This window comes from Cupriavidus sp. 05N39, from assembly GCF_056397325.1.
In genome coordinates this window covers 18,387-42,450 of the sequence record NZ_JBFTNE010000019.1, presented here as the reverse complement: position 1 = coordinate 42,450, position 24,064 = coordinate 18,387, and the positions used below count along the sequence as shown (strand labels likewise).

Here is a 24,064-nt window from a genome sequence, read left to right as displayed (position 1 = left end):
GTCATTGTCCTTTGGGCGAGGCCGGAAATGCCGGGCTTGCGGGGGCCGGGGGCGCATTGGAGGAAGAGGGCGATGCGGGCGGCGGCGAGACGCCGGCTTCCGGCAGCCGTCCGCCGAGCGCGCCCTGGAGCTCGGTTTCGGCCACCCAGTACTCGCGCAGCGCGTCGAGATAGCCATTCACCGCGCCCACCTGCTCGCGTGCATCGGCCAGCAGTTCGAATACGCTGACCAGCATGCCGTTGTAGCGCAGCAAGCCCTCGTCGGAGATGCGCTTGCGCAGCGGCACCACTTCGTCGCGGTAGTGCCGCGCGATGTCGTAGCGCGCCTGGTAGCCGGCATAGCTCTCGCGGACTTCCGAGCGGGCATTGATGGCGCTCTCCGCCAGCCGGCTGGCGGCTTGCATATAGACCGCTTCGGCGCGGGCCACGCGGGCGCCGCCCCAGTCGAACAGCGGGATCTCGATATCGATGCTGTAACCCGTTTCGCGCGGCTTGGCGGTCTCCGAGTTGCTCAGGTAGCTCACATCGAGCACGCTGATAAAGCGCGTCGCCCTGGTCAGGCCTAGCGAGCGTGCCAGGCTGTCCAGCTGCAACCGGCCGGCTTGCAGGTCAAGCCGGCTGGCAATGGCATAGCCCTCCAGGTCGGCCAGCGCGGGCCTGGCTTTAGGCAGGTCGGGCAAGYGCTCGGGAAGCCGGTATTGCGCGCCGGTACCCCACAGGCCGAGGCGGCGCGTCAGCTGCTCGCGCGCTGCCAGGGCCTGCTGGCGCGCACGCGCGAGTTGGGTGGCGGCGTCGGCATAGAAGGCTTGCTCGCGCGCGTGATCCAGCGCGCTGACGTTACCCGCCCGCGCGAGGTCGCGAGCGAACAGCGCGCCCGTCTCGGCGGCATTCTTCACCTGCTCGGCATAGCGTGCCGATTGTTCCGCGGCGACCGCATTGACGAAGGCTTTGCGCGTCTCCAGCGCTTGCCGCAGCAAGGTGTCGGCCACGGCCAGCCGGGTTTGGGCAAAGCGGTCCTGTTCGATGCGGGCCGCCAGCGGCAGCACCAGCAGGTTCATCAGGCCGACCGAGATGGCGCGGTCGATCTTCAGGTCGTCGCCCTGGCGCTTGCGGCTGAAGGAAAAACCAGGGTTGGGCAGGCGCGTGGCCTGCACGTATTCGGCCTCGGAGATACCGAGTTCGGCAAAGGCCGCCTGCAAGCCGGCGTTGTTGAGTAGCGCGATCTGTACCGCGCTGTCGGCATCGAGCGGCTGCGCCAGCAAGGCCTGGGTGCGCTCGAAGACGGCGGCGCGATCCTCATCGGAGCGCACCCAGAGGGCGTCCTTGCCGAGGCGTTCGCGCGCGGCGGTGGCCGCGGTGCCGAAGCCGCCATCAGGGGAAAATCCGGCGCAGCCGGCCAGCAGCAGGGCGCAAGCCGCTGCCGCCAGCCCGGGCCGGAATGGCAATCGGAGAGACATGCGGCGCCCTTAGTGGTGGTGGCCGTGGCTGGCGCTCGCCTGCCCAGGCGTGGCAGGCTTGCAAGCGGGTATCGGCGCGCCGGCGCTCGGCGCGTCCTTGCTTGCCGGGGGCGCGACCTGGGCATTGGACTCCCGCCATGGGGCGATCGGCTGGGCCTGGAACGGCACGTAGCCGGCGAGCACGTTCAGTGCCGGCAAGGGCGGCACGGATGCGCCGGGGTCGAGCGGATTGGCGGCAGGTGCGCTGGACTGGGCCGGCGACAAGGCCGGTCCGAGCAGCAGGCAAGCCGCCGCGAAAATGCGGACGAAATGCATGACAACCTCAGTGTTCGTGGGTGGCGCGGTTAGCGGCGCGGGGCAAAACGAACGGGGGATGAGCGTGCGCTGGGCGCACCTCGGGTGTCAGCAGCGTGCGGCGGGCGGGCGGTACGAGGGCGAGGGAAGGAAACCGGTATAGGCGGCCAGGGCGGCTGCCGGTGCGGCATGGCCGTGGCTGGCCAGGGCGAGTTCAGGCAGGATCGTGGGCATGACCGCCCCGAGCGCACAGGCGGCACAGGCGCTGCAGGCACCACCGGCGCCATGGCTGGCGTGGTGATCCTGCAGGCTGGATTGGTCGGCGATGTCTGTCACGTCGGCCTGGTCATGCGCCGGGTCCGCGGCGTCATGGCAGTGCGCGCTGGCATGGCCGCCAAGCGCATCCTCCGCCTGCGATTTCATTGCCGCATGACGTAACATCATCGATGTCATGGCAGGCGAATCGGTCGGCAGCCCGTGGGATCCCTGCACCGACTGCGCCGCGCTGCAGACCATCATGACTGCCGCCGCGACACCCTGTGCGGGCAGCGCGATCATGGCGAGACATAGCAGGAAGGAGCTCAGGAAACGTTTCATCGGGGCAGGAGAATGGCAGCCGTCATTGTACCTGCATTGAAAGGTGCGGAAGCGTGACGCGAACATGACAAACCTGTCATCTTTTGCCGCGGGGGGTTTTCCTCGTATAGCGTGTCGGTCTTGCCGGGCCGCGCAATAACCGGCGGATGGCCGGCAGATGGCTCGGAGTGAATGGAAATGCGCATATTGATTGTTGAAGACGAACCCAAGGCAGGCGACTACCTGCGCAAGGGCCTGACTGAATCCGGTTTCGTGGTGGACCTGGCACGCGACGGCGTGGACGGGCTTGCCCATGCGCGCGGCCAGGAGTACGACCTGATCGTGCTGGATGTGATGTTGCCGGGCATGGATGGCTGGCAGGTGCTCCAGGAACTGCGGCGCGAGCGCGATACGCCGGTCTTGTTCCTGACCGCGCGCGACGAGCTCTCGGACCGGCTCAAGGGCCTGGAGCTGGGCGCTGACGACTATATGGTCAAGCCCTTCGCTTTTGCCGAACTGGTCATGCGCATCCGTACCATCCTGCGGCGCGGCCCCTTGCGTGAAAGCGAGCTGATCGAAGTGGCGGACCTGCAGATCGACACAGTCAAGCGGCGTGTCACCCGCGACGGGCAGAAGCTCGAGCTGACCTCCAAGGAGTTCGCGCTGCTGCAACTGCTGGCGCGCCGCAGCGGCGAAGTGCTGTCGCGTTCGCTGATCGCCTCGCACGTATGGGACATGAATTTCGACAGCAATACCAATGTGGTCGATGTTTCCATCCGCCGGCTGCGCGCCAAGGTGGACGATCCCTTCCCCCGCAAGCTGATCCACACCCGCAGGGGCATGGGCTACGTACTGGAAGAGGAGGCCCTGTGAGCCGGGCGATGTCAGGGGCCGCCTCTTGATCCGCGCCGTACTGCGTCTGCCGGCATCGCTCACGGCACGGCTTGCGTTGGCCTATGGCGCCGCCACCGTGGCCATCCTGGTGGCCGTAGGCACTTACCTGGCGAGCGCGCTTGCCGCCCAGCTGCAGGATCGCGACGAGAGCGAACTGGTCAGCGAAGTCCTGCTGGTGCGGCACCTGCTGCGCGAAGTCAGTTCGGAGGAGGAGATCCGGGCCGACACACATCGCTTTGCCGATCTCGCGCTGGGCCATGAAGGCCTGATCCTGCTGGTACGCGGCAGCGAGGGCGCGCCGCTGGTGAGCCTCAATCCGCGCCATGAACCGGTGCCGGTGTTGCCCGTGCTGCCTGCCGAGACGCACCCCGATAAATCGCGGCTGCACACCTGGTACCCGCGCAACGGCGTTGCTTCACGCGGCATCTCCGCGCTTGGGCAACTGGGAGATTCCGATCGCGCGGTCGAGATCGTGGTGCTGCGCGACGCAGGGTACCGCGTCGCGCTGATGAAGGCATACCAGACCCAGATGCTCTGGGCCACGCTGTGCGGCGCGGCGGTGGCGGCCGGGTTGGGCTATCTGTTGGCCAGGCGCGGCTTGCGTCCGCTCAGGCGCATGGCCGAGGATGCCTCGGCCGTCACCATGAGCCGGCTTGCCACGCGCCTCGATGCCGGGCAGGCGCCCACCGAACTGCGCGCGCTGGTGGCTGCGCTTAACGACATGCTGGCGCGCCTGGAGGATGGCTTTCGCCGGCTCTCCGAATTCTCGGCCGACCTCGCGCATGATTTCCGCACCCCCATCAGCAACCTGATCGGCCAGACCCAGGTCACGCTCGGCCAGAGCCGGCCGGTGCAGGAGTACGAAAACCTGCTGGAGTCCAACCTGGAGGAATACGAGCGCCTGGCCCGCATGATCGAGAACATGCTGTTTCTCGCGCGTGCCGACCATGCGCAGGTGGCCATGAAGGTGCGCGAGCTGGACGCGAGGGCGGAGCTGGACAAGGTGGCAGAGTATTACGAGGCCGTTGCCGCGGACCGCGATATCAAGGTGCAGCTGGCGGGGCAGGGCAGCGTGCATGCCGACCAGACCTTGCTGCGCCGCGCGGTGACCAACCTCGTCGACAACGCCCTGCGCCATGCGCCCGCCGGCAGCGCCGTGGACATCCGGGTGGTGGCGGACGCCCATGCCACCAGGATCCGGGTGGGCAACGGCGGTGGCGGGATCGCACCGGAGGCGCTGCCGCATGTATTCGGGCGCTTCTACCGGGGAGATCCTGCGCGCAGCAATTCGGCGGCCTCCACCGGGCTCGGGCTGGCCATCGTCGACACCATCATGCGCCTGCATGGCGGCAGCGTCAGCCTGCGCAGCTTGCCTGGCGAGACGGTGGCGGAGCTGACGTTTCCGCTGATGCCTCAGGCGACCGGCGCGCGGCCGGCCAAGGTTTGAAGGTTAAGGGACGAAGCGCAGGGGAGCCGATTGTGCGGAGCCATGTCGACGGCTCTTCCCTGGCAGGCCAGGCCGCGCCCAAGGCGGGGTCATCGGACCTCGTCCACGCAGGCCCGTTTGAAGAGGCCCGCGTGAACTTCCCCAGGTCTTAGCCGTTGGGCAACGCTGGCGCCGGATCCGCACCGGCCAGGCGTTCGTTGCCAGCTTCGCGCACCTGGCCAGCCTCATCCTCATCCCGCCGATGGGCCAGCCGGTAGAGCACCGGCAGCACCAGCAAGGTCAGCGCGGTGGATGACAGGATGCCGCCGATCACCACCGTGGCGAGCGGGCGCTGCACTTCAGCTCCGGTCCCGGTGGCGATCGCCATCGGGATAAAGCCCAGCGATGCCACCAGCGCCGTCATCAATACCGGGCGCAGCCGGGTTAGCGCCCCAGTTTGGATGGCTTCATCCAGCGGCTTGCCTTCTTCGCGCAGGCTGCGGATGAAAGACAGCATGACCAGTCCGTTTAGCACCGCCACGCCGGACAGGGCGATAAATCCCACCGCCGCCGAGATCGACAGCGGAATGTCCCGTAGCCACAGCGCCAGAATGCCGCCGGTGAGCGCAAAGGGGATGCCGGTAAAGACCAGCAGGCCATCGCGCATATTGCCGAACATGGCAAACAGCAGCACGAACACCATCAGCAACGCCACCGGCACCACGATCTGCAGCCGCGTGGTGGCGGATTGCAGTTGCTCGAAGGTGCCGCCCCAGGTGACCCAGTAGCCGGCGGGGATCCTGACCTGGCGATCGAGCGTGGCCATGGCATCCGGCACGAAGGTGCCTACGTCACGCCCGCGTACATTGGCGCTGACCACGATGCGGCGCTTGCCGTTCTCGCGTGAGACCTGGTTGGGGCCGGGGGCGAGGGTGAGCGTTGCCACTTCGCCCAGCGGGATGTAGCTGGCGCTTGCCGTGGTTCCCTTGGGCAGGGGAATCGGCAGGCGCCGCAGCGCTTCCACATCGGCGCGGATGCCTTCCGGCAAGCGCACGCCGATATTGAAGCGGCGGTCACCCTGGAAGAAGATGCCGGCATCGCGCCCGCCGACGGCGATGGCCACCGTGTCCTGCACGTCGGTCATATTGAGGCCGTAGCGGGCCGCGCGGGCACGGTCCACCTCCACCGTGAGCACCGGCAGGCCGCTGGTCTGCTCGACCTTGACTTCGGTCGCGCCGGGGATGGATTGCAGCACGGTGGCGACCTTTTGCGCGGTATCCTCAAGCACGGCGTTGTCGTCGCCGAAAATCTTCACGGCCACGTCGCTGCGCACCCCGGAGATCAGTTCATTGAACCGCAACTGGATCGGCTGCGAGAATTCGTACTTATTGCCGGGGATGGTCGCCAGTTCGGCCTCCATCTCCGCCAGCAACTGGTCGCGCGTCTTGGACGGATCGGGCCACTTTGCCCGCGGCTTGAGCATGATGTAGCCGTCGGACGCGTTGGGCGGCATCGGGTCCGAGGCGATCTCGGCGGTGCCGGTGCGGGCGAACACGCGCTCGATCTCGGGGAATTTCTCGTTGAGGCGCGTCTCGATCTGTTGCTGCATCGCGAGCGACTGCGTCAGGCTGGTGCCGGGAATGCGCAGCGCCTGCACGGCGAAATCGCCTTCGTTCAGGTTGGGGATGAACTCGCTGCCCAGGCGCGTCGCCACCAGGCCGCTCAGCAGCACCGCCACGGCGGCAAGGGTCAGCACCACCGGTGTGTTGGCGATGGTCTTGCCGAGCATCGGCGCATAGGCGCGCTTGGCCCACAGCATCAGGCGATTTTCCTTCTCGGCCACCTTGTCGCCGATAAACAGCGCTACCGCCGCAGGCACGAAGGTCACCGACAGGATCATGGCCCCGATCAGCGCCAGCACCACCGTCATCGCCATCGGGTGGAACATCTTGACCTCCACGCCGGTCAGCGCAAAGATCGGGATGTAGACGATCATGATGATGAGCTGGCCGAAGATCAGCGGCCGGCGTGCCTCCCTGGCGGCGGCAAAGACTTCGTGGAAGCGTTCGCTGCGGGTGAGCGGGCGGCCGTGCTGTTGCTGGGCATGCGCCAGCCGCCGCACGCAGTTCTCCACGATCACCACCGCGCCATCGATGATGATGCCGAAGTCCAGCGCGCCCAGGCTCATCAGGTTGGCGCTGATCTTGTAGGTCACCATGCCGGTGAACGTAAACAGCATGGATAGCGGGATCACCAGCGCGGTGATGATGGCGGCGCGCAGGTTGCCGAGGAACAGGAACAGGATCACGATCACCAGGATCGCGCCCTCGACCAGGTTCTTCTTGACGGTGGCGATGGCGCGGTCGACCAGCACCGTGCGGTCGTACACCGTGACGGCCTTGATGCCCGCCGGCAGGGAACGGTTGATGGCAGCCATGCGCTGGTCTACCGCTTGCGACACGGCACGGCTGTTCTCGCCGATCAGCATGAAGACGGTGCCCAGCACCACTTCGCGCCCGTTGTCCGTAGCGGCGCCGGTACGCAGTTCACGCCCGATTCCCACGTCGGCGAGGTCGCGGATGCGGATGGGCTGGCCTTGCGCGCTGCCGACGATGATCTCGCGGATATCGTCGATGGACTTGACCTGTCCCGGCGCGCGCACCAGGTATTGCTCTCCGCGCCGTTCGATATAGCCGGCGCCCACGTTGGCGTTGTTCTTCTCCAGCGCCGCTACCACGTCCTGCAGGCTCAGGCCGTAGGAAGCCAGCCGTTCCGGGCTTGGCTCCACGAGGTATTCCTTCGCGAAGCCGCCAATGGAGTTGATCTCTGTCACGCCGGGCACGGTGCGTAGCTGTGGCTTGATGACCCAGTCCTGGATCTCGCGCAGATCGGTCGGGGTGTACGGCGTGCCGTCGGCCTTCCTTGCGCCGTCCTCGGCTTCCACCGTCCACAGGTAGATCTCGCCGAGCCCGGTCGAGATCGGGCCCATCTGCGGCGCCACGCCCGTGGGCAGGTTCTGCGCGGCTTCCTGGATGCGCTGGTTGACAAGCTGGCGCGCGAAGTAGATGTCGGTGCCGTCCTTGAAGATCACCGTCACCTGGGACAGGCCGTAGCGCGACAGCGAACGGGTTTGCTCCAGCCCGGGCAGCCCGGACATGGCGGTTTCGATCGGATAGGTGACGCGCTGCTCGGTTTCGAGCGGCGAGTAGCCTGGCGCGGACGTGTTGACCTGCACCTGCACGTTGGTGATGTCGGGCACCGCGTCGATGGGCAGCCGGCTGTAGTTGTAGATGCCGAGCGCCGCCATGGCGAATACGGCCAGCAGCACCAGCCACCGCTGCTCGATGGCAAAGCGGATCATTCGTTCAAACATGATGGTGTCTCCGCTTAGTGGCTATGCTCGGCGCCGGCCTTGCCCAACTCGGCCTTGATCACGAAGCTGTTGCCGGCCACGTACTTCCAGCCGGCCTGCATCCCGTGCGTGATCTCGACCCGCTTGCCGTCGCTGCGTCCGGTCTTGACCGGCTGCGCCAGGAAGCCGCCCGGCACGGCAACGAACACCACCTGCTGTTCGCCAATGCTTTGCAGCGCCTGGGCGTCGATGGCCACCGGCACCTCGGCGCTGGAATCGGTCACACCCACGGTAACGAACAAGCCGGGACGCCAGGCCATCTTCGGGTTGGGCAGGGTAACGCGGGCCGTAGCCGTGCGGGTTTGCTGGCCCAGCAGGGATCCGACATACGAGACAGTTCCCTCGGCCTTGCCGTCGAAGGCGGTGGAGGCGATCTTCACCTTCTCGCCGACGCGCACGCGGTCCAGGTCCTTGGGCGCGATCACGAATTCGGCCCATACCGTGCTCAGGTCCGAGATGATGAACACGTTGGCGTCGGCCGCCACGGCTTCGCCTAGCGCCAGGTGCTTCTCCACCACGGTGCCGTCGAAGGGGGCGCGCAGCTCGAAGCGGTTGAGCGACTTGCCGCCCGCATTGCCGCTGGCGCCAATGGCGGTCAGCTTCTGCGTGGCGTTTTGCGTGGCGATGCGCGCTTCCTGTAGCGCGGTGCGCGCAGCCAGGTAGTCCTGCTCGGCGGAAATCTTGTCTTCCCAGAGCTTCTTCTCGCGCTGGAAGGTCGATTCGGCCAGTTCCAGGCGTTTTTGCGCGGCCAGCAGTTCGCTGCGCTGGTCGGACAGCGCGGTGCTGGCCAGCACCGCCAGCAAGTCGCCTTTTTTCACTTGCTGCCCAAGGTTGGCCGACACGCTTTCCACCACGCCGGCTACGCGCGGCACCACGTGGGCGGTGCGGTCCTCGTTGAAGCGGATCTCGCCGGGGAAGGAGACTGTTGCCTCGATACGCGCAGGGCCGGCGGCGAGCAGCGTGAGCCCGGCGCCCTGGATCTGCCCGGGCGTCATCTCGACGCGGCCTTCTTCCTTGCCGAGCTTGATTGCGATGGGCGCGTTGCTGGCCGGCAGCGTCACATTCAGGCTGGCATCGAACGCGTGCGGTTCCGCGATCGTGGCTTCGCTTTGCAGGTAGGACCCGGCGGGCCGGAAAACCAGCGGTTCCTTCTCGCCGGTGAGGCGCTGCAGTTGCCCCGACACCTTGATGCCCGCCGGCGCCACGGCCTTGCCGCCTTGTGCGACCCAGATCCGCATGCGCGGGCCGCCTTCACTGGCGCCGGCTTCGGCCACCAGCACTTCCACGCTGGCATCGCCTTGCCTGAACAACTGTCCGCCATTGGGGCCTGTGCTGCTTTCGTGATGCTCGCCGTCGCCATGTGCGGCGTCGTCGTCGTGCGCGGCGCCGGCTTTGCCGTCGTGATGCTCGCCGTCGTTGTGGGCGGCGGCCTCAGTATGCGCGCCGTGTCCGCCTTCGGCCGCGCTGTTGCCGCGGCCGGTGAAGATCAATGCCGCGCCGGCCAGTGCGCCGCCGGCCAGGATGATGGCGATGCTCGTTTTTTGCTTGCTGCTGATTGCCATGATGGGTTCCTTTGACTCAACGGCCAAGAATGCGGTCGATGGTGGTGGCGGCCTGGTAGGCGGTGGCGACCACGCCGAGATAGCGGATGCGCGCCTGGAACCAGGTGCGCTGCGCATCGAGCACGTCGAGGAAGTTGAACTTGCCGGCTTCGAAGCCTCGCGTGGCGGCCTCGTAGGCTTGCTGGGCGGCAGGCAGCACGGTGCCTTTGAGGGCTTCGGCCGAAGTCCGGGATACGGTCAGTTGCCGCGCGGCTTGCTGCAGTTCATTGGCGAGCCGCACCTGCGTCGCGCGGTACTCGTCGGCGGCCTTGTCGGCCTGGCGCATGGCGGCGTACAGATTGCCCTGGTTGCGGTCGAATAGCGGCAACGGCAGCGACACGCCCAGCACAGGCATGGTGCCGCGATCGGAACTGTTGTCGCGCTTGCTGCCCAGGCTGACGGTCAGGTCTGGATACTGGCGGCTGCGTTCCACGCCAATGACGGCCTGCCGCCGCTCCATCTCCAACCGGCTGTTCGCCAGTTCCGGCGCGCTGTCCAGTGCTTGCATCAGGGTGGCGCCGTCGGGGCGCGCGGGGAGGGTGTCCAGATTGCCCGCGGCCTCAAGGAAGCGGGCTTCGCTGCTGCCCCACAGGCCAGCCAGGGCCTGCCGCGCTACGGCTAGCGCGGCCTCGGCGTCGGCGACTTCGAGCTCGGCATTGGCCTGTTCGACGCGCGCCTTGCTTTCCTCGAGCGGCGCGATCTTGCCGGCGGCCACGCGGCGGGCCGCGGCCAGCGCGCCCTTGGCGGCGATATCGGCCGAGCCCCGCGCAAGCCTGACGCGCTCCTGTGCGATAACCACCGCAAAGAAGCCGCCTACAACGGCGGCGCGCAAGTCGGTGCGGGTCGCGCCCAGTTGCGATTGCGCGAGTTCGCGCGCTTTCTGCGCCGCGCCGATCCGCGCGGAGCGCTTGCCGCCAAGTTCGACCGGCAGGTTGACCTGGGCCGTTGTGGTGCGGGTGTCGCGGCGGTTGTCCTCGAACAGCACCGCGACTTCCGGGTTGGGGATGGTGCGCGCCTGCATGATGCCGCCCTCGGCAGCATCAAGTTCATGGCCGGCTGCCGAAAGCGTGAAATTGCGTCCGGCCGCGAGGGCGAGCGCATCTTCCAGCGTTAGCCTGCCGGCAGGCTCCGCGATTTGCCGGGCTGCCTGTGCAGCGGGGAATGGCGTGGTCGCCGCGTTCTGGGCGAACGCGGCAGGGCTGAGCAAAGCTGCCGCCAGCCCGAGCGGCATCACAAGTGTTCTCATCGAATTTCACCGGGGAAAAAAGCCAGGGAAGTTCGGCGAGACGAGAGTCTGGAGGTAAAGGGAGTCGTCTCGCCGGTCAGACGGCGAGAGACCACTGCGGGCGGTCGGGGGGGGCGCCGGGCGCCGACAGGTAGGACGCGGCAAGCGCCCGGTAGCTGATGGCCACGCCGTGATGCAAGGCGGTCGCGCCGAGGTCCGGCAGAACCAGCTGGGCGCTGGCAAAGTGGCAGACGGCGCAGTCGAGATCGGGCAGCTTGATATTGCCCTTGCCGTCCTTGCTGTCGGTACTGCCGTGCTGGCTGACCTTGCCCTGGTGGGCGTGGCTATGGTGGCCGAAATGCCAGTTGTCGCTGGCCGCCGCGATCGTGTTGTCCTGCGGTGCGCTTTCGTGATGGCAATACGCCGCCGCACCGGCCCAGGCGAACTGGAGCGGCAGCATGATGGCGAAAAGCAGGATCAGGAAACGTCGCATGCGGCGGATTATATAGGCAGGAAGCATGACCCTTGTGCGACTGTGGCTTAACACTGGCGCAAAAGGCGGCGGCAGGTGCCGTATCGGGTCAGCCGCTTGCATTCAAGCCGGGTTCGAGTGCGGGCCACCAGCGAGGTTCCCCGCGGAGGCGCCGGATGTTGCACTTTGAGAATGATTCACAATGCGCTTGACCCTGTAGTCGCTCCAGGGTCTTAAATGGACGGTAAGCAATAACAAGCAGGAAAAACCGCCATGCCTAGCGCCACGCCAGACCAAGCCTCGCTTCGTGACCAGAAGGGTGCCGATCACGGGCATTCACACGCACATGACCACGCGCACAAGCACGAGCATGTGCACCAGCATGACCATGGCGAGGACCACAAGCATGGCCATGATCATGTTCACGATCACCGCGCCCAAGCTGCCAGCCCGGCGTGCTGCGGCTGCGCCAGTGCGGCGCCCGCGGCTCCCGTTTCGGTCCCGGCAGGCGCCGCCGCGGCCAGCTATCGCATCGACGCGATGGACTGCCCCACGGAAGAGACCCTGATCCGGAACAAGCTGGGCAGCATGGCCGGCGTGGCGGCGCTCCAGTTCAACCTGATGCAGCGCGTACTGACGGTGCACCATACGCTGGATTCTCTGGATCCGGTGGTGCGCGCCATCGAGAGCCTCGGCATGAAGGCCGAACCGCTGTCGGAGCAGGCGGCGGCGTTGCCACTGCAGGCCGCCAAGCCGTGGTGGCCGCTGGCGCTGGCCGGCGTGGCCGCGCTCGGTGCGGAGGTGGTGGGATGGCTGCAAGTGCCTGCCCAGGATTGGCTGGCCCCCCTGTTGGCACTGGCGGCCGTGGCCATGGCCGGGCTTGGCGTCTACAAGAAGGGTTGGATTGCACTGTCCAACGGTAACCTGAATATCAATGCGCTGATGAGTATCGCCGTCACCGGCGCCATGCTGATCCGGCAATGGCCGGAGGCCGCCATGGTCATGGTGCTGTTTGCGCTGGCCGAGCGCATCGAGGCGGCATCGCTGGACCGCGCCCGCAATGCCGTGCGCGGCTTGATGGCGATGGCGCCGGAGCAGGCCACGGTGCGGCAGCTGGACGGCAACTGGCTGCCGGTGGATGCCTGCGCGGTGCCCATCGGCGCGCTGGTGCGGCTGCGTCCCGGCGAGCGTGTGGCGCTCGACGGCCGCGTGCTGCGCGGCCAGTCCACGCTGGACCAGGCACCGATCACCGGCGAGAGCGTGCCGGTCGACAAGGCAGTGGGCGATGCGCTGTTTGCCGGCACCATCAACCAGGCGGGCGAACTGGAGTACGAAGTCACGGCGCCGGCCAGCGGGTCCACGCTGGCGCGCATCATCCACGCGGTGGAGGCGGCGCAAGGCAGCCGCGCGCCCACGCAGCGCTTTGTCGATCGCTTTGCCCGCATCTACACGCCGCTGGTGTTCCTCGGCGCCGTGATGGTGGCCGTGGTGCCGCCGCTGGTACTGGATGGCGACTGGAGCGCCTGGATCTATAAGGCGCTGGTGCTGCTGGTGATTGCCTGCCCATGCGCGCTGGTGATCTCCACGCCGGTGACCATTGTCAGCGGGCTGGCCGCGGCCGCGCGGCGCGGCATCCTGATCAAGGGTGGCGTCTATCTGGAGCAGGGCAAGGATCTCAAATGGCTGGCGCTGGACAAGACCGGCACCATCACGCACGGCAAGCCGGTCCAGACCGATTTCCAGCCACTGGGCGAGATCGTGGCGGGCGGCGCGGCGGCCAGCGAGAGGGCGCGCGTCATCGCGGCCAGCCTCGCGGCCCGCTCCGACCATCCGGTCTCCATGGCCGTGGCGAACGCCGCGCGCGCCGAGGGCCTTGCGGTGCTGGAAGTGCAGGATTTCGCGGCGCTGCCGGGTTACGGCGTCAGCGGCAGCGTGAGCGGCCGCGCCTACTACCTGGGCAATCATCGTCTGATCCACGACCGCGGGCTGTGCTCGCCGGAACTGGAAGCCACGCTGGAAGCGCTGGAGCGGCAAGGAAAGACAGTCGTGCTGCTGGGCGCCGACCACGGCGTCGAGGCGCTGTTCGGCGTGGCGGACACGGTCAAGGACAGCAGCCGCCAGGCGGTGGCGGAGTTGCATGCGCTGGGCGTCAAGACGCTGATGCTCTCCGGCGACAACCCGCATACGGCCCAGGCCATCGCCGCCCAGGTACAGATCGACGAGGCGCGCGGCAATCAGCTGCCGCAGGACAAGGCGGATGCCATTGCGGCGCTGAGCGTGAAGGGGGCCGAGGGTGGCGCGGGCGGCGGCAAGCGCGTGGTCGTGGGCATGGTGGGTGACGGCGTCAACGACGCGCCCGCGCTGGCCCGCGCCGATATCGGCTTTGCCATGGGCGCCGCCGGAACCGACACGGCGATCGAGACCGCCGATGTGGCGCTGATGGATGACGACCTGCGCAAGATCCCGGCATTTATCCGGTTGTCACGTCAGACGTCGGCCATATTGAAGCAGAACATCATCCTGGCGCTTGGCATCAAGGCGGTGTTCCTCGCGCTGACGGTAATGGGCGTGGGCACCATGTGGATGGCGGTGTTCGCCGACATGGGGGCGAGCTTGCTGGTAGTGTTCAACGGCTTGCGCCTGGCGAAGGCAGGGCGCGCCTGAAAACGGACGCRCCCCCTGGGAAGGGGGCGCGAGAATCCTTTTGCCGTGGTGTCAGGGCTGGATGATCAATTCGCCGCTGCGGCCTTCGATAGCGCCCCAGGTAACAGGCGCCGTTGGCAGGCTGGCTGGATCGAGATGGCGGTAGAACGTGCCCATCGATACCAGTTCATGCCCTTGCGCGCGCCAGCCATCCAGCAGCCGGTTGAACACCGGCGCAAGTTTCCCGCCTTCCAGTTCCGTGTGCAGCGTGAAGACATGGTCGCGCTCGCCTTCGCTCAGGCGCAGCACGGCCTTGTGGACGTTATCCTCGGTCAGGTCGTCCACGCCGATGAGCTCGTCCAGCGTTGGCAGCGTGGTGGGCATCTGCACATGGCGGCATGCGACGCCATCGACGGTGGGGATGTACGGCGCGGTGCCGCGGCCGTCGGAGGCATACGCCATGCCCCAGTCGTCGATCTGGCGGAAGGCATCATCGTTCATCTGCCAGCCGGCGGCGCCATGCGTGGGCGGCGCTTCGCCGAAAATCTCGACGTAGCGGTCGAATGCGCTTTGCATCTGGCGCCGGGTCCAGGCGGCATCGCGCTCGCGCACGTTGTCCTGCCAGTAGACATGGTCCCAGGTGTGGATGCCGCATTCGTGTCCCGCCGCACGCGCCGCGCGCATCTCGGCCGCGCCTTTGCGGCCGATGTCGGGGCCGGGCAGCAGCACGCCGTACATCAGCGTGCGCAGTCCGTAGTTCGACACCACCGAGGTGCGCGAGACTTTCTTCAGGAAACCGGGACGAAACACGCGCCGCAGCGCCCATCCGGTGTGGTCGGGGCCAAGGCTATAGAGAAACGTAGCCTCGGCCCGCACGCGGGCCAGCATGGAGAGCAGCGCCGGCACGCCTTCGCGGGTGCCGCGCAGCGTGTCGACGTCGACCTTGAGGGCGATACGGGCCATCGGGTGCTTGCGCTCAGTTGGCCGAATCGACCAGGGTGCGCGCTTCCACGACCTTGCCGCGGTAGGCTTCGAAGATGGCGCGCAGCGCGTCTTCCATGCTGACCTCCGGCTTCCAGCCGAGTTCTTCCACGGTGTTGTCGATCTTCGGCACGCGGTTCTGCACGTCCTGGTAGCCCTTGCCGTAGAAATCGCCGGAGGACGTTTCCACGATCTGGGTCTTCTTGGCTTCTTCCGCGTACTCGGGGTAGTCGCCGGCCATCWTCAGCATCATCTCGGCCAGTTCGCGCACGGAGTGGATATTGCGGGGGTTGCCGATGTTGTAGATCTTGCCGGTGGCAACGCCGTCCGGATTCTCGATGATGCGCATCAGGGCGCTGATGCCGTCGGTGACGTCGGCAAAGGCACGCTTCTGCGCGCCGCCATCCACCAGCTTGATCGGCTCGCCGCGCACGATGTGGCCCAGGAACTGGGTCACCACGCGCGAGGAGCCTTCCTTCGATTCGAAGATCGAATCCAGGCCGGCGCCGATCCAGTTGAACGGACGGAACAGCGTGTAGTTCAGGCCTTGCTCCATGCCGTAGGCGTGGATCACGCGGTCCATCAACTGCTTGGAGCAGGCATAGATCCAGCGCGGCTTGTTGATCGGGCCACAGATCAGCTCGGAGGATTCCGGGTCGAATTCGTCGTCGTGGCACATGCCGTACACCTCGGAGGTGGACGGGAACACCAGGTGCTTGCCGTACTTCACGGCGGCGCGCACGATCGGCAGGTTGGCTTCGAAGTCCAGTTCGAACACGCGCAGCGGCTGGCGCACGTAGGTGGCGGGGGTGGCGATGGCCACCAGCGGCAGCACCACGTCGCACTTGCGGATGTTGTACTCGATCCACTCCTTGTTGATGGTGATGTCACCTTCAAAGAAGTGCATGCGCGGATGGTCGATCAGGTCGCCAAGGCGGTCGCTGGACATGTCCATGCCGTAGACTTCCCACGACGTGGTTTCGAGAATGCGGCGCGTCAGGTGGTGGCCGATGAAGCCGTTGACGCCAAGAATCAGGACCTTTTTCATCGGTTTTCCTCTTTGGACAATGCGGTAAGAAATACGGAAAGCGCGTCTGCCGGGACCGGGGCGGCGGTGCCGCCATCGTCCAGCAGTTCGCGTACAAGGATCACGCCGCCGTCGCCGCACACGCCGACGATCTGCCCGTCGATCACGTGCAAGCCCGGGCGGGCGGCGCTGGCGGACTGGAACAGGGCCGCCTGCGGGCGGCGAGCCTGGGCCACCACGAAGCGGCGTCCGCCGATCTCGGTGAAGGCGCCGGGATAGGGCGGCGCTACCGCGCGGATGAGGTTATACACCTGCGCGGCGGGTTGCTGCCAGTCGATGCGGCCGTCCTCGGGCTTGCGGCCCGAGAAGTAGCTGCCTTCGGCCAGCCGGTTGGGCAGTTGCGGCGTGTTGCCGGACATTATGGCGGGCAGGGCGCGCCACAACGTTTGCTCGGCGGCGACGGTCACCTTCTCGAAGACTTCGCCGGCGGTGTCGTCGGGCAGGATCGGCACGGAGGTCTGGTCGACGATATAGCCGGCATCCGGCTTGGCTTCCATGGCGTGCAGCGTGGCGCCGGTTTCGGTCTCGCCGTGCAGCACCGCCCAGTTCACCGGCACGCGGCCACGATACCTGGGCAGCAGAGAGCCGTGCATATTGAACGCGCCTTGCGGCGCCAGCGCCAGCACTGCCGCAGGAATCATCGCGCGGTAGTAGAAGGAGAAGATCACGTCCGGGCGCGCGGCGGCCACCGCGGCGGCCAGCGCCGGGTCGGCCGGGTCTTCGCCGTACAAGACGGGCAGGCCGAGTTCGGCGGCGGTATCGGCAACGCGGCGGAACCAGATGTTTTCATCGGGGCGGTCGCGGTGGGTGATCACCAGCGCCACCTCCACGCCGCGCGCGCGTAGCGTGCGCAGGCAGCGGTCGCCGACGTTGTGATAAGCAAAGACTACTGCGCGCACGAGGGCTCCGGTTTCTTTTGCTGCTCCGGGCTGCCTTCGAGCACGGCCTGGATGCGGTAGCGCGGACGGTTGCGCACCTCCTGGTAGATGCGCCCGATGTATTCGCCCAGCAGGCCGATGCCGAACAGCATGATGCCCACCAGGAAGAAGTTGAAGGCGAGCAGGGTGAACACACCCTGCACTTCCGCGCCGAGAACAAAGCGCCGTACCAGCAGCACGGCCACCAGGCCGGCGGATGCCAGCGAAAGCAACGTGCCGATGGCGGAGAACCACTGCAGCGGCACGATCGAGAAGCCGGTCACCAGGTCGAAGTTCAGCCGGATCAGCTGGAACAGCGAGTACTTGGATTCGCCGGCGTGGCGCTCCTCGTGCTCCACCACGATCTCGACCGGGTTGGAGGAGAAGGTATAAGCCAGCGCGGGAATGAAGGTGTTCACCTCGCGGCAGGCGTTGATGGTGTCGATGACGTTGCGGTCGTAGGCGCGCAGCATGCAGCCCTGATCGGTCATCTTGATGCGCGTGATGCGTTCGCGCAGCCGGTTCATGGCGCGGGAGGCAATGCGGCGGAAGGCGGTGTCGTTGCGCTCGCGGCGGATGGTGCCGACGTAGTCGTGGCCTTCGCGCATGGTTGCCACCAGCCGCGGGATTTCTTCCGGCGGGTTTTGCAAGTCGGCGTCAAGGGTGATCACGATCTTGCCGCGGGTGTGCTCGAAGCCGGCCAGGATGGCCATGTGCTGGCCAAAGTTGCCGTTGAACAGGACCACGCGCGTGACGTCAGGGCGCTGATGGAACTGGCTGGCCAGGATCTGCGCCGAACGGTCGCGACTGCCGTCGTTGACGAAGATGACCTCGTAGCTGCAGCCGAGTCCGTCCATTGCCGGGTAGAGCCGGTCGAACAGGGCTTGCAGGCCGTCTTCCTCGTTGTAGACAGGGATGACGACCGAGACTTCGACTGGGCTCATTTGAAGAGGCGTTTGCATGTTTCGCTAAGAGTTGCGCATACCCGCTCCACATCGGCGGCTTGCATGGCGGGGAACATCGGCAGCGTGACGATGCCCCGACCGATGCGTTCGGCATGCGGCAGCATGCCTTCGCGCCAGCCCAGGGAGCGGTAATAAGAAAACAGGTGCAGGGCGGGGTAGTGCACGCCGGTRCCGATGCCACGCTCGCGCATGGCTTCCATCACGGCGTTGCGCCCGCCTTCGATACGTTCGGCTGGCAGCACCACCTGGAACATATGCCAGTTGGTGGTGGCCAGGTCGCCGTCGCGCGGCAGTGGCAGTTCGATGCCGAGTTCGGCCAGGCCGCTGTCGGCCGCACAGCGGAAATAGGTCTCCGCCAGTTCGGCGCGGCGCGCGGTGATGGCGTCCAGGTGGGCGAGCTGCGACAGGCCGATGGCGGCGTTGACATCGGTCAGGTTGAATTTGCCGCCGGGCTCCTCCACGTCCATGCCGTCCATGCCGGTGCGGATCACGCCTTGCAGGCGAAGGCGCTCGGCGCGCTGGGCTTCCTCGGGCGAGTTCATCACCAGGCAGCCGCCTTCGACGCTGGTGATGTTTTTGTTGGCCTGGAAGCTGAAGCTGACGAGGTCGCCGAAGGCGCCGATGCGCTGGCCGCGCCAGCGCGAGTCGATGGCCTGCGCGGCGTCTTCGATCACGCGCAGATCATGCTTGCGGGCGATTGCGTAGAGACGGTCCATGTCCACCGGCAGGCCCGACAGGTAGACCGGCATGATGGCGCGCGTGCGCGGCGTGATGGCGGCTTCCACCGCGTCAAGATCGATATTGCGCGTGCGCGGGTCGATGTCGACGAAGACGGGCCTGGCACCCACCGTGATCACGACATTGGCCGTGGCCACCCAGGTAATCGGGGTGGTGATGACTTCGTCGCCGGGGCCGATATTGGCCACGCGCAGCGCGATTTCCATCGTCGCCGAGCCATTGGCGAAGGTGCGCACGGGGCGGCCGCCGAACAGCTCGGACAGGGCGGCTTCGAAAGCGTGCATCTTGGGGCCGGAGGTGATCCAGCCCGAGGCCAGCACCTTGCCGACCTCGGCGATGGCATCGGCGTCAATATTCGGCTTGACGAAGGGCAGGAAGGCTTGCGCAGCGGTAGCGGTCATGGCGATCAGGCTCTTGGTACGGGGTGACGGTAATCAGGAACGGGCAACAAGGAACACGCCTGCGAGGATCAGCAGCATGCCGGCCACGCGCATCGGGCCGATCATTTCGCCGAACAGGTACCAGGCAGCCAGGGCATTCACTACATAACCGAGCGAAAGCATCGGGTAGGCGATCGACACATCGACGCGCGACAAGCCGACGATCCATACGCCGACACTGACCACATACAGGGTCAGCCCGGCCAGCACCGGCCACTGCGTCAACACGCGCAGGGCGGTGGTGAACAGCGTGGCGCGGTCGAGCGTGATGGCGCCCACCGCATTGGTGCCGGCCTTGAGCAGCAACTGGGCGCACGCATTAAGCAGCACGCCAGTAAAGATAAATGCGAAGGTGGAAAGCGTCATGGCGCGCGGTTCGGTTCTTGCGGTGTTGCTGCCGGCGCCTGGCCGGGGGGCGGGAAATTGGTGACCGCCACGCGGCGCTTGTCTTGCCCGATCTTGTACATCGGCACCTTGCGCTCTTCAAGCAGCTTGTAGGTGGAGGCCGACATGATACCTACGGCGTGCTGGCCATCCTGCCATTTTGCAATAAAGGCTTCCAGCGTGGGCAGCCATTTCCCGGGCTCCTGCTTGGTGCCGAACTCGAGTTCGTCGGGCCATTCCACCATGATGGTGGTGCGGCGCAGGTAATAAGGCAAGGTGTGGTCCAGCATGCGCACGCCGTAGATCGGCATGTCATCGGTAAGGACCGCCTTGATGGCCGGGACCATGTCCACGCCCGAAGTCGGCCGCCCCATCACTTCATGGCCGAGCAGCGCTACGGTAAAGCTGCTGAACATGCCCAGCGCATAGAACGTGATGCTGACCATCAGGCCTTTGCTGGCCAGCAGCTTGCGCGCCAGGAAGATGCCGCCGAGCATCAGCACGAAGGCCGCGCCAACCCACACCGCGAACAGGCGGTACAGTTCATTGGGCGTATTGTCGGAGTTCAGGGTGGCCACCACGGGGCTGGCCAGCAAGCCGAGCGCAGCCACTACCAGCATGCCATTGAGCTGGCGCTTCCAGGCCTTCTCGTCAATCTCCTTGAGCGCGACCGCCGCCAGGATAGCCAGAGCCGGGAAGATCGGCACGATGTAGCCGGGCAGCTTGGAGCTGGACAGGCTGAAGAAGACAAAGATGGCAATGGCCCAGATCCCTGCCAGCAACGCCGGCTGGAATGGTTTGACGGTGGCCGTGCGGGCCGCGGCGGCGCCGCCGCGCATCGCCTGCCACATGCGCGGCATCAGGCCCAGCCAGGGGATGAAGCCGGCCACCAGCAGCGGCACGAAATACCATAGCGGGCCCTTGCGGGAGTGCACCGTCGAGGTATAGCGCTGCCAGTGCTCATGGATAAAGAAGAAATTGAGGAACTCCGGATTGCGCTCCGACACCAGCCAGAACCAGGGCACCGTGACGATCAGCATCAGCGCGATGCCGGTGATCAGGTGCAGGCGGCGCCACAGGCCAAAATCGCGCGAAACCAGGGTGTAGATCACCAGTACCAGCCCCGGCAGGGCGATGCCCACCAGGCCCTTGGTCAGGATCGCCACGCCCATGGCCACCCAGCAAGCCCACATCCAGTAGCGGCGCGCGGCCGGCGTGGCGGAGGGATGCTGGGCCAGCAGCATGAAGGCCAGCACGCAGGCCATGGCGCCGGACAGGGTCATGTCCAGCGAGTTGAAGTGCGCGGCCACGCTCCACATGGGCGCGGCCACCAGGACCAGGCCGGTCAGCAGGGCGACGCGCGCGCCATACCAGCGATGTGCCGCCAGCACGGAAGCCAGCAGGCCGATCATGCCCGACAGCGCCACGCAGAGGCGGGCCTGCCAGTCACCTACGCCGAACAGGGTGTAGGACAGGGCCGTCACCCACATATGGAAGGGCGGCTTTTCGAAGTATTTGAGCGCGTTGTAGCGAATCGTGACCCAGTCACCGCTGGCAAACATCTCGCGGGCGATCTCGGCATAGCGCCCTTCATCGGAGCGCAGCAGGTGGCGTGCGTCGAGCGTGCCGAACCAGACCAGGAGAATAAACAGGCAAACCAGTGCAATCGCGCCAATCGGCAGGCCGGCGGATTGCGAAACACCTTGTGCGGTGCTTCGCGAGGTATCTCGCGAGGTCACGGAACTACGCATACGTCTCCTGGAAACTGATCGGGTGGCCGTTGGGCTTGCGCCCGGAACGGCCGATTCTCGGGCCTGACGGAATGTAACGGTCGTGGCGCCTGCCGCCGCCGGGTAGGCCAGTCGCCACAACCTGCGGCTTCAGGCCCGTTGGTTTGCCCCGCCTGCGGCCATTGCAGGCAAGCGCACCGGTTCGCCATGGCGCGACCGCCCCCAGCACGCTTAGCATGCCGCTGCCGCCCTGAGGTCCCGGAAATCACTCCGGCTGGCGCCACACCCTAGACGGTACGGGGAGCCCGGAGAAAACATCACAACGCGGCAACCGTAGCTTCGGTAGACACAAAGTAAGGGCAATCGATCCTGCCGGCCGCCTTTGCTTTTATGCCTTCCAAGCGCTTGGCCTTCCATGCCCTTGCCGCATGACTAACCGTAGTTACTATGTGACAAAGGCGCGCAATGTTAGCACGACCGCCGGGACCCGCCGCCGCTCGCTGGGCCAGCGCTCCCAGGCCGATCCAGGCAGGTTGCGCCTCTCAGGTTAAAAGTGATGTATTGGGCGTGTTTCTGGCGCCCCGTAAACGCAGCGAGACGCCGATAAGCAGGATGCCGCACACCACCGCCCAGGCACCGATCAGCCATAGGAGCGCCAGCGCGCCGGCAAGCGGTTGCCAAAGCAGCAAAAAGGCGAACACGATGCTGACCAGTCCGGCCAGCACCAGCCACCATTCATTAGGAATGTCCTTACGCAGGCGTATGGCGGCGACGATCTGCAAGACGCCCGTGGCGAGCGTCCAGGCGGCGATATATAACAGCAGGGAAAACGCGGTCACAACGGGGCTGAACCAGGTCAGCAGGCCCACGCCAAGCCCAAGCAGGCCCTGAAGTGCGAGGATGCCGCGATCACTGGCTTCCCGCTGGCTGCCTGAGATTGCCATCAGCAGCGCGGTGATGCCGTCGGCGGCGGCAAAGGCGCCGAACAGCAGCACGAGCGCGGCCAGCGTGGCAATGGGGGCGAAAAAGGCACAAAACCCGAAAACAATGGCGAAAATGCCGCGTAGTGCCACGACCCACCAAAGCTTGGCGTAATACTGAAGCATAGGAACTCCCTTGCAAGCTGCCGGCACCGGGCCAGCAGTGATGAAGACCGTCGAAGATCGGCAAGACAGGCGTGCAAAAAAGCGCTAATTTCTAGCCAGCGATCCTTCGGCGGAACGGACGGGGGCGTGAAATCATTCTAGACAGGAATCATGTGAGGACAAAGGCGCAAAGGGCAAAGGCTGCGGCGGTTGCCGGAGTTGTGTGGCTGGCAGCGGGTAATCCTGCGCAGGCGCAGACCACCTCAGTGGCCGCCGCGGCCCCGGCCGATAGTGCGCCGTTGCGACCCCTTGCCGTGCTTTGCGATGCGCCCTGGTTCCGTTCCGGTTCACGGGTGCAGATGGAGGGCGATGGCGCCATGCCCATGTCGGTCACCATGACATTGCGGCGCACCACCAAGAGCCCGACAGGATGCCGGGCGCAACTCGAGGTGCGTTCCAAGTCGGCATTGTCCGCGCTGATGGGGCCGCCGGTCATCATGAACCAGGTCCACATGGTCAATATCGACCGCCGTTCCGCTACCGCCAGGAGCAGCATTGAGAGCGAGCATGCCGTCATCAACGCGCAGGGGCGCTATGCGCGCATGTATGGCGAGGCCGCCTTCAGGGGCCAGGGTGTGTTCAGCTATGCGGGCATGGATATCCACGAGGGCAGCACCATCGAGGGCGAGGCGTTCGAGTCCAGCGTATCGCTGCAGATATTTCCGCTGGGCGCGGATGAGGTCGTGGGAAGCATGCGCGCGCTGTACGCCTCGATCAGTGTCAGCTCCCGCCATGTGGGCAAGCGCCAGATGATCGATACCGTGCTGGGGCGCAAGGAGTGCATGCCCATCACCTACGAAAAGCGGACCTCGCYGGGGCCGCTGATGGTGGGAGAGGAGGTGGTGCAGGTCGAGCCCACCGTCATGCACGTAACGGACTGGTATTGCCCTGCCGAGGCATTCGTGCTGCGTACGGAGATCCGCCAGCAGGATAAGGTACAGCGTATCGACGTCACGGCGATGGAGTTGGACACGACAGCACCTGACGTTCCCCCCACGCGATAGCGCACGGACGCGCAAGACAAAAAGCCCGCCAGGATCGGCGGGCTTTTTGCTGGCGAGCGCCGGGTTCCGGCGCGCCTTGCCGGTCAGCTGGCGGCTGCGGCCGATGCAGCGGGCTTCTTGCTCTTGCTATTGCTCTTGGTCTTCTTGGCCGGCTTCTTGGCCTCCGGCGCCGAGGCGTCGGTCAGGTCCGTGCGGGTGCTCTTGTTCGCGCCCTGGGAATACGGGTCGAACTTGTCACCGGACTTGGCACCCTGGCTGTACGGGTCGAACTTCTCGCCCGACTTGGCGCCCTGGCTATACGGGTCGAATTGTTTCTTGCCGGTGGATTGCGCCTGGGCAGCCACGGAGACGGCGCCAATGCACAGCGCGATGGCTGTCGCGACGAACTTATTCATGTTTTCTCCTGGAAAATGCCGCCTTCCGGCGGTTCGAATACGCGGAAACTGACGGGGGAAGGTGGCCTTGCCAAGGGCCAGGCACCATGCCGGGTTTGTCCGCCTGGTCCCAGTGTCGCCAACATTTCGCCCGGCTGTCAACACGTGCTGTATTGTGAAATGCACAGCTTTGTGCTGACTTATGGAAAGCCGCTATTGCCTTTGTCGGCAAGACTTGCTTGACGGTTAATGCTGAATATGAATTGTTGAGCACTTTGGCGGCTGTCGGCGCGCAGTGCT

20 protein-coding genes are annotated in these 24,064 nt (G+C 66.0%); 4 read left to right on the top strand and 16 right to left on the bottom strand.

Annotation, left to right across the window (positions count from 1 at the left end):
- Window position 1 precedes the first annotated feature (1 nt).
- The 3 genes from AC1DN0_RS11845 to AC1DN0_RS11835 form a co-directional block, all read right to left on the bottom strand.
- The gene (locus tag AC1DN0_RS11845; protein ID WP_477145736.1) at window positions 2-1,456 is read right to left on the bottom strand and encodes a TolC family protein; all 1,455 of its coding nucleotides are present in this window, start codon (window positions 1,454-1,456) and stop codon (window positions 2-4) included.
- 9 nt (window positions 1,457-1,465) lie between these two features.
- Window positions 1,466-1,771: a hypothetical protein gene (locus tag AC1DN0_RS11840; RefSeq protein WP_441628469.1), complete on the bottom strand. Its 306-nt coding sequence runs from the start codon at window positions 1,769-1,771 to the stop codon at window positions 1,466-1,468.
- Between the two features lie 87 nt (window positions 1,772-1,858).
- Entirely contained in the window at window positions 1,859-2,347 is a 489-nt protein-coding gene (locus AC1DN0_RS11835) for a hypothetical protein (protein WP_477102538.1), read from the bottom strand.
- Window positions 2,348-2,524: 177 nt separating this feature from the next.
- Here AC1DN0_RS11835 and AC1DN0_RS11830 point away from each other — a divergent pair, with 177 nt between their 5' ends.
- Together AC1DN0_RS11830 and AC1DN0_RS11825 are read left to right on the top strand one after the other, a co-directional pair.
- Complete coding sequence (locus tag AC1DN0_RS11830) at window positions 2,525-3,199, top strand: heavy metal response regulator transcription factor (RefSeq protein ID WP_035862957.1); 675 nt, start codon at window positions 2,525-2,527, stop codon at window positions 3,197-3,199.
- Window positions 3,200-3,224: 25 nt separating this feature from the next.
- The gene (locus tag AC1DN0_RS11825) at window positions 3,225-4,667 is read left to right on the top strand and encodes a heavy metal sensor histidine kinase (RefSeq protein WP_441628463.1); all 1,443 of its coding nucleotides are present in this window, start codon (window positions 3,225-3,227) and stop codon (window positions 4,665-4,667) included.
- 148 nt (window positions 4,668-4,815) lie between these two features.
- On the opposite strand, the gene AC1DN0_RS11820 is transcribed toward AC1DN0_RS11825, so the two are convergent.
- From AC1DN0_RS11820 to czcI, 4 genes are all read right to left on the bottom strand, one after another.
- Complete coding sequence (locus AC1DN0_RS11820) at window positions 4,816-8,019, bottom strand: CusA/CzcA family heavy metal efflux RND transporter (protein ID WP_441628461.1); 3,204 nt, start codon at window positions 8,017-8,019, stop codon at window positions 4,816-4,818.
- A gap of 14 nt (window positions 8,020-8,033) precedes the next feature.
- Window positions 8,034-9,620: an efflux RND transporter periplasmic adaptor subunit gene (locus AC1DN0_RS11815; RefSeq protein ID WP_441628459.1), complete on the bottom strand. Its 1,587-nt coding sequence runs from the start codon at window positions 9,618-9,620 to the stop codon at window positions 8,034-8,036.
- 16 nt (window positions 9,621-9,636) lie between these two features.
- The gene (locus tag AC1DN0_RS11810; protein WP_477111530.1) at window positions 9,637-10,905 is read right to left on the bottom strand and encodes a TolC family protein; all 1,269 of its coding nucleotides are present in this window, start codon (window positions 10,903-10,905) and stop codon (window positions 9,637-9,639) included.
- 76 nt (window positions 10,906-10,981) lie between these two features.
- Window positions 10,982-11,377, bottom strand: coding sequence for a cation efflux protein, CzcI family (gene czcI / locus AC1DN0_RS11805; RefSeq protein ID WP_441628455.1), 396 nt, complete (start codon window positions 11,375-11,377; stop codon window positions 10,982-10,984).
- Window positions 11,378-11,629: 252 nt separating this feature from the next.
- Between czcI and AC1DN0_RS11800 the strand changes: the two genes are divergently transcribed.
- Window positions 11,630-14,020, top strand: a complete 2,391-nt coding sequence (locus tag AC1DN0_RS11800) for a heavy metal translocating P-type ATPase (RefSeq protein ID WP_477111531.1) — start codon at window positions 11,630-11,632, stop codon at window positions 14,018-14,020.
- Between the two features lie 51 nt (window positions 14,021-14,071).
- On the opposite strand, the gene AC1DN0_RS11795 is transcribed toward AC1DN0_RS11800, so the two are convergent.
- The 8 genes from AC1DN0_RS11795 to AC1DN0_RS11760 all read right to left on the bottom strand — a co-directional run bounded on the left by AC1DN0_RS11795 (window position 14,072) and on the right by AC1DN0_RS11760 (window position 22,347).
- On the bottom strand, window positions 14,072-14,962 hold the full coding sequence (locus AC1DN0_RS11795) for a polysaccharide deacetylase family protein (protein WP_441628451.1): 891 nt from the start codon (window positions 14,960-14,962) through the stop codon (window positions 14,072-14,074).
- A 13-nt stretch (window positions 14,963-14,975) separates the two neighbouring features.
- Window positions 14,976-16,028, bottom strand: coding sequence for a bifunctional UDP-4-keto-pentose/UDP-xylose synthase (locus AC1DN0_RS11790; RefSeq protein WP_477145735.1), 1,053 nt, complete (start codon window positions 16,026-16,028; stop codon window positions 14,976-14,978).
- A complete protein-coding gene (locus tag AC1DN0_RS11785) occupies window positions 16,025-16,966 on the bottom strand; it encodes a formyltransferase (RefSeq protein ID WP_441628447.1) in 942 nt (313 codons plus the stop codon). Before AC1DN0_RS11785 ends, AC1DN0_RS11790 begins: the two co-directional genes overlap by 4 nt.
- Window positions 16,954-17,946 (bottom strand): glycosyltransferase, encoded by a 993-nt coding sequence (locus AC1DN0_RS11780; RefSeq protein WP_035862864.1) that lies wholly within the window; start codon window positions 17,944-17,946, stop codon window positions 16,954-16,956. The genes AC1DN0_RS11785 and AC1DN0_RS11780 overlap by 13 nt, the downstream gene beginning before the upstream one ends.
- Window positions 17,925-19,088, bottom strand: coding sequence for a DegT/DnrJ/EryC1/StrS family aminotransferase (locus AC1DN0_RS11775; RefSeq protein WP_441628444.1), 1,164 nt, complete (start codon window positions 19,086-19,088; stop codon window positions 17,925-17,927). The genes AC1DN0_RS11780 and AC1DN0_RS11775 overlap by 22 nt, the downstream gene beginning before the upstream one ends.
- A gap of 33 nt (window positions 19,089-19,121) precedes the next feature.
- Complete coding sequence (locus tag AC1DN0_RS11770) at window positions 19,122-19,493, bottom strand: DMT family transporter (RefSeq protein ID WP_035862867.1); 372 nt, start codon at window positions 19,491-19,493, stop codon at window positions 19,122-19,124.
- Window positions 19,490-21,262: a glycosyltransferase family 39 protein gene (locus tag AC1DN0_RS11765; RefSeq protein WP_441628442.1), complete on the bottom strand. Its 1,773-nt coding sequence runs from the start codon at window positions 21,260-21,262 to the stop codon at window positions 19,490-19,492. The genes AC1DN0_RS11770 and AC1DN0_RS11765 overlap by 4 nt, the downstream gene beginning before the upstream one ends.
- A gap of 521 nt (window positions 21,263-21,783) precedes the next feature.
- Window positions 21,784-22,347 carry an HdeD family acid-resistance protein gene (locus tag AC1DN0_RS11760; RefSeq protein ID WP_441628440.1) on the bottom strand — a complete coding sequence of 188 codons (564 nt, stop codon included), beginning with the start codon at window positions 22,345-22,347 and terminating at the stop codon, window positions 21,784-21,786.
- A 200-nt stretch (window positions 22,348-22,547) separates the two neighbouring features.
- On the opposite strand from AC1DN0_RS11760, the gene AC1DN0_RS11755 reads away from it, so the two are divergent.
- Window positions 22,548-23,390, top strand: coding sequence for a hypothetical protein (locus AC1DN0_RS11755; protein WP_477145734.1), 843 nt, complete (start codon window positions 22,548-22,550; stop codon window positions 23,388-23,390).
- A gap of 83 nt (window positions 23,391-23,473) precedes the next feature.
- Here the strand turns inward: AC1DN0_RS11755 and AC1DN0_RS11750 are convergent, their stop codons facing one another.
- Entirely contained in the window at window positions 23,474-23,785 is a 312-nt protein-coding gene (locus AC1DN0_RS11750) for an amino acid ABC transporter permease (RefSeq protein WP_441628436.1), read from the bottom strand.
- Window positions 23,786-24,064 lie beyond the last annotated feature (279 nt).

Bases quoted from the DNA above. Each gene is read 5' to 3' on its own strand.
- AC1DN0_RS11840 (WP_441628469.1), bottom strand. From the start codon at position 1,771: ATGCATTTCGTCCGCATTTTCGCGGCGGCTTGCCTGCTGCTCGGACCG.
- AC1DN0_RS11835 (WP_477102538.1), bottom strand. From the start codon at position 2,347: ATGAAACGTTTCCTGAGCTCCTTCCTGCTATGTCTCGCCATGATCGCG.
- AC1DN0_RS11830 (WP_035862957.1), top strand. From the start codon at position 2,525: ATGCGCATATTGATTGTTGAAGACGAACCCAAGGCAGGCGACTACCTG.
- AC1DN0_RS11820 (WP_441628461.1), bottom strand. From the start codon at position 8,019: ATGTTTGAACGAATGATCCGCTTTGCCATCGAGCAGCGGTGGCTGGTG.
- AC1DN0_RS11815 (WP_441628459.1), bottom strand. From the start codon at position 9,620: ATGGCAATCAGCAGCAAGCAAAAAACGAGCATCGCCATCATCCTGGCC.
- AC1DN0_RS11810 (WP_477111530.1), bottom strand. From the start codon at position 10,905: ATGAGAACACTTGTGATGCCGCTCGGGCTGGCGGCAGCTTTGCTCAGC.
- czcI (WP_441628455.1), bottom strand. From the start codon at position 11,377: ATGCGACGTTTCCTGATCCTGCTTTTCGCCATCATGCTGCCGCTCCAG.
- AC1DN0_RS11800 (WP_477111531.1), top strand. From the start codon at position 11,630: ATGCCTAGCGCCACGCCAGACCAAGCCTCGCTTCGTGACCAGAAGGGT.
- AC1DN0_RS11795 (WP_441628451.1), bottom strand. From the start codon at position 14,962: ATGGCCCGTATCGCCCTCAAGGTCGACGTCGACACGCTGCGCGGCACC.
- AC1DN0_RS11780 (WP_035862864.1), bottom strand. From the start codon at position 17,946: ATGCAAACGCCTCTTCAAATGAGCCCAGTCGAAGTCTCGGTCGTCATC.
- AC1DN0_RS11770 (WP_035862867.1), bottom strand. From the start codon at position 19,493: ATGACGCTTTCCACCTTCGCATTTATCTTTACTGGCGTGCTGCTTAAT.
- AC1DN0_RS11765 (WP_441628442.1), bottom strand. From the start codon at position 21,262: ATGCGTAGTTCCGTGACCTCGCGAGATACCTCGCGAAGCACCGCACAA.
- AC1DN0_RS11760 (WP_441628440.1), bottom strand. From the start codon at position 22,347: ATGCTTCAGTATTACGCCAAGCTTTGGTGGGTCGTGGCACTACGCGGC.
- AC1DN0_RS11750 (WP_441628436.1), bottom strand. From the start codon at position 23,785: ATGAATAAGTTCGTCGCGACAGCCATCGCGCTGTGCATTGGCGCCGTC.